Source organism: Erwinia typographi (genome assembly GCF_000773975.1).
Lineage (GTDB): Bacteria > Pseudomonadota > Gammaproteobacteria > Enterobacterales > Enterobacteriaceae > Erwinia > Erwinia typographi.
In genome coordinates, this window is the sequence record NZ_JRUQ01000117.1 from 1 (window position 1) to 3,680 (window position 3,680).

Consider the following 3,680-nt stretch of genomic DNA (forward strand, 5'->3'; position numbering starts at 1 on the left):
CGGAGTCATTTCCGGTCACGGTCGGTGCAGGCAGGGTTCCACCATCATTGCTTCCGAAAGTCGATGATGCGGATGCATTCACGCTGGCGTCTTCTGCGAGGAAGGCTTTAATGGTAATCGTTTCTTCAGTGGCGTTGGTAAGAAACGCGGAGGCATCGCCCAGTGCATCTGTAATTACAGTCACCGTATCGATTCCTGAGGATGAAAAGATAGCGCTTCCGACAGTGACGCTCAATATGATTGATTTACCGACAATATGGGTACTCCCTGACATCAGGGTGGCAGTTACGGTATTGGTATCCGTGCCATTTGCAGCTGCGCCACTGATAGCGGACAGGGTAAGCGTATAAGAAGCAAAAACCTCCGACTGCGCGCCTAAACTGTTGAGGGTGTTCATGACTCTCTGTTTTCCTTATAAATGAGCCTGCAATGAATGGTGACATCATCAGATGAAACGGGAAAACAACAGGGATGTGATAAGACTGAATTAAAAATAGTACGCCTGTGCAATTTGGTCAAATTATGCACAAACCTGTGATCGCACACTGGATTTGACTACCTGAGTTGGGGGGCGTATTACCGTGAAGGTGATCGGTGCACGTATAGGAAATTCGTAAGCGTCGTCTCAGCACCGTCTGGCAGATTCTGAAATTCCTGAGAGGATAGTGGACACCAAATATGAACTGAACCGCCCCGGTTTTCCGGGAGAGTTTTTAGTCCGCGAACTCAGGCTGCCATAGCCCCGTTTCCGATGGAAGCATAATACGCTCTTTCGGCTTCAGCCGGGGGGATGTGACCGAGCCGTTCCAGTAGTCGGCGGTTGTTGTACCAGTCCACCCACGCCAGCGTCGCCAACTCAACCTCTGCTCGGCTTTTCCAGCCCTGTCTGTGTATCACCTCCGCTTTGTAAAGGCCGTTGATGCTTTCCGCCATCGCATTGTCGTAGGAGTCGCCTGTGCTGCCCGTCGAGGCCAGCAAGTCCGCGTCCTGCAGACGCTGCGTGTATGCCAGTGACAAGTACTGCGAGCCTTTATCCGAGTGGTGGATGGTGCCGGACGGGCGGCGGCCCCACAGTGCCTGTTCCAGCGCATCCAGTACGAACGTGGTCGGGTAGCAGGGGCACATTGCTGTGCTCCCGCCCCCTAAGAACGGAGCGTGCGAGTTTCCCCGCACTCCGCTCAAGCCTTTATAAGCTCTCTGTAACGAGAGCCGGTTCCACTACTGTGATGGAGTTGACGGTGGCAGTTAGGATGCAGCATCACCAGATTATCCAAACTGTCGCTGCCTCCCTGTGTTTTTCGCATTATATGGTGAATATTCCAGCCGGTTTCCTTACTGAAAAATTGTTCACACATTGGGCAACGTCCTGCCTGTCTGCGCCATATTGCTGCGAGCCGCCTTCTGCCTTTTTGAGAGTTCAGCCACGTCAGCGCGTGTCTTTTCTCAAAATATGTCTCCCACTCGGGGGCATATGGGTTTGCTGCTGATCGTATTTTGATGTGGCGTCGTAAGGGTGTTGCTGATGCTTTATGCAATGCCCAACGGGTTCCGACCGCGTCTCTTGCATGGAGTACCCAGTGATCATCAAAGTATTTACGACATATCCATCGTTTTCCTTTGGAGGGATGTCTCCTGAGACACCATCGCCATATCTTTTTCCAGAGCTGGAAGTCGACGTATCTGAAGGTCTCTGATGCCACCACGTGCTGGTGATAGTTTGTCCAGCCTCTGATCAGCGGGTTGAGCCGTTTAATCAGTATGTCGGTCCTGGCTGTTTTATTACCTTCGATAACCGGCTCCAGCAGTTTAGCTACGGCCTCAAAGACCGGTACCACAACGGAATTACCAAACTGACGGTAGGACTGAGTATCTGAGACGGGAATGCGAAAAGGTTTTCCGCCAGGCGACTCAAAGCCCATCAGGCGGGCACATTCGCGCGGCGTGAGTCGTCGTGGCCGGCGTTTCTGGTTTTCCTCATTGAATCGCCCCGGTAATCCTGGAGACTAAACTCTTTGAGAGAGGTAAACAGGATGACTAAAAATACTCGCTTTTCCCCTGAGGTCCGTCAGCGGGCCGTCCGCATGGTTCTGGAAAGTCAGGACGAGTACAACTCACAATGGGCCGCCCTCAGTTCCATTGCCCCGAAGATCGGTTGCACACCGGAAACCCTGCGCGTCTGGGTCCGTCAGCATCAACGGGATGCCGGTGGCGGTGATAGCGGACTCACTGTTAACGAACGCCAGCATCTGAAAGAGCTGGAGCGTGAAAACCGCGAACTGCGCCGTAGTAACGATATCCTGCGCCAGGCCTCCGCTTATTTTGCGAAGGCGGAGTTCGACCGCCTCTGGAAAAAGTAGCGCCCCTGGTGGACGCACTACGCAACGAACACGGGGTCGGACCGGTATGCCATGAACTGGATATCGCCCCGTCAACGTATTACCGGCATCAGCAGCTTTGCCGGCATCCGGAGAAACGCAGCCTGCGTGCGCGGCGTGACGACCTTCTGAAGGCGGAGATACAGCGCGTGTACGATGAAAACCACAGTGTCTATGGCATTCGCAAGGTCTGGCGTCAGTTACTCAGGGAAAACATCAGTGTGGCCAGATGTACAGTGGCCCGGCTGATGAAGGCCATGGGGCTTGCCGGCGTGCTTCGGGGCAAAAAGGTCCGCACCACCGTCAGCCGGAAAGACGGTGCTGCAGGTGACCGGGTGAACCGGCAGTTCGTGGCAGAGCAGCCTGACCAGCTGTGGGTGGCAGACTTCACATACGTCAGCACCTGGCAGGGTATTGCTTACGTGGCGTTTATCATAGACGTGTTCGCCGGTCGTATCGTGGGCTGGCGGGTGTCATCATCGATGGAAACGGCGTTCGTACTGGACGCGCTGGAGCAGGCGCTGTGGGCCAGACGCCCCACGGGCACTATCCACCACAGCGATAAAGGCTCTCAGTATGTGTCACTGGCGTACACACAGCGGCTAAAGGATGCCGAGTTGCTGGCATCGACGGGCAGCACAGGCGACTCATACGACAACGCAATGGCGGAGAGTATCAACGGGCTTTACAAAGCGGAGGTGATACACCGTAAGAGCTGGAAAAGCCGGACAGAGGTGGAACTGGCCACGCTGGCGTGGGTGGACTGGTACAACAATCACAGGTTGCTGGAACGGCTGGGCCATATCCCGCCGGCAGAAGCCGAAAAGGCATATTATGCTACCATCGTGAATAAGGAGCTGGCAGCCTGAGTTCACAGACAAAACACTCTCCTGGAAACCCGGGGCGGTTCAATTTTTGGGCATGGCGTGTATATCTGGGCAAGTCTGGGGACTTAAAGGTTATGGAGTTTCGTAATGATGGAACTCTACGAGCGCCATCATCGGTATATGCCGGCGAATCTCATATGAGCACGGATGGGAATATTTATGGAGCAGCATGGGGAGGGTATCTGACTGACTGGATAACCAAAACAGTTGCTGCATCAGCAATCAGTGGCGTGCGTCTGAGCACGGAAACCTGGACTGGTGCAATTGAGAATGATACTCATAACTTAGAGGATGGTAATGTTCTAACTAGTGTTTTATCAGGTCGAGTCCGTCAAGGTGGTGTAAATTCAGGACCAGCCTTCCGGTCCGGTAATGTGTCTGTTAAGCGCTGAGTGGCAAGAGCCTGTACATAGATTTG

At 53.9% G+C, this 3,680-nt stretch carries 3 protein-coding genes, 2 pseudogenes and 1 other annotated feature; of the genes and pseudogenes, 1 reads left to right on the forward strand and 4 read right to left on the reverse strand.

The genetic code is table 11. The annotated features are described in order from the left end of the window. The 4 genes and pseudogenes from NG99_RS26995 to NG99_RS30475 all read right to left on the reverse strand — a co-directional run. On the reverse strand, nucleotides 1-397 hold a 397-nt coding region (locus tag NG99_RS26995; RefSeq protein ID WP_034899901.1), incomplete at its 3' end, for an Ig-like domain-containing protein. Between the two features lie 329 nt (nucleotides 398-726). Then, a pseudogene (locus tag NG99_RS27000) lies at nucleotides 727-1,107 on the reverse strand (integrase core domain-containing protein); the annotation flags it as partial. A 71-nt stretch (nucleotides 1,108-1,178) separates the two neighbouring features. Beyond that, nucleotides 1,179-1,355, reverse strand: coding sequence for an HNH endonuclease signature motif containing protein (locus NG99_RS30470; RefSeq protein WP_408606445.1), 177 nt, complete (start codon nucleotides 1,353-1,355; stop codon nucleotides 1,179-1,181). 243 nt (nucleotides 1,356-1,598) lie between these two features. After that, nucleotides 1,599-1,979 (reverse strand): annotated as a pseudogene (locus NG99_RS30475) (group II intron maturase-specific domain-containing protein); the annotation flags it as partial. Nucleotides 1,980-2,030: 51 nt separating this feature from the next. Between NG99_RS30475 and NG99_RS27015 the strand changes: the two are divergent. Then, nucleotides 2,031-3,244 (forward strand): IS3 family transposase gene (locus tag NG99_RS27015; protein WP_408606444.1). Its coding sequence is split into 2 segments (ribosomal slippage): nucleotides 2,031-2,319 and nucleotides 2,319-3,244, totalling 1,215 coding nucleotides; the frame shifts between segments, so codons are not numbered across the junction. After that, nucleotides 2,312-2,428, forward strand: a sequence feature (AL1L pseudoknot). It overlaps the preceding gene by 117 nt. Nucleotides 3,245-3,680: the final 436 nt, after the last annotated feature.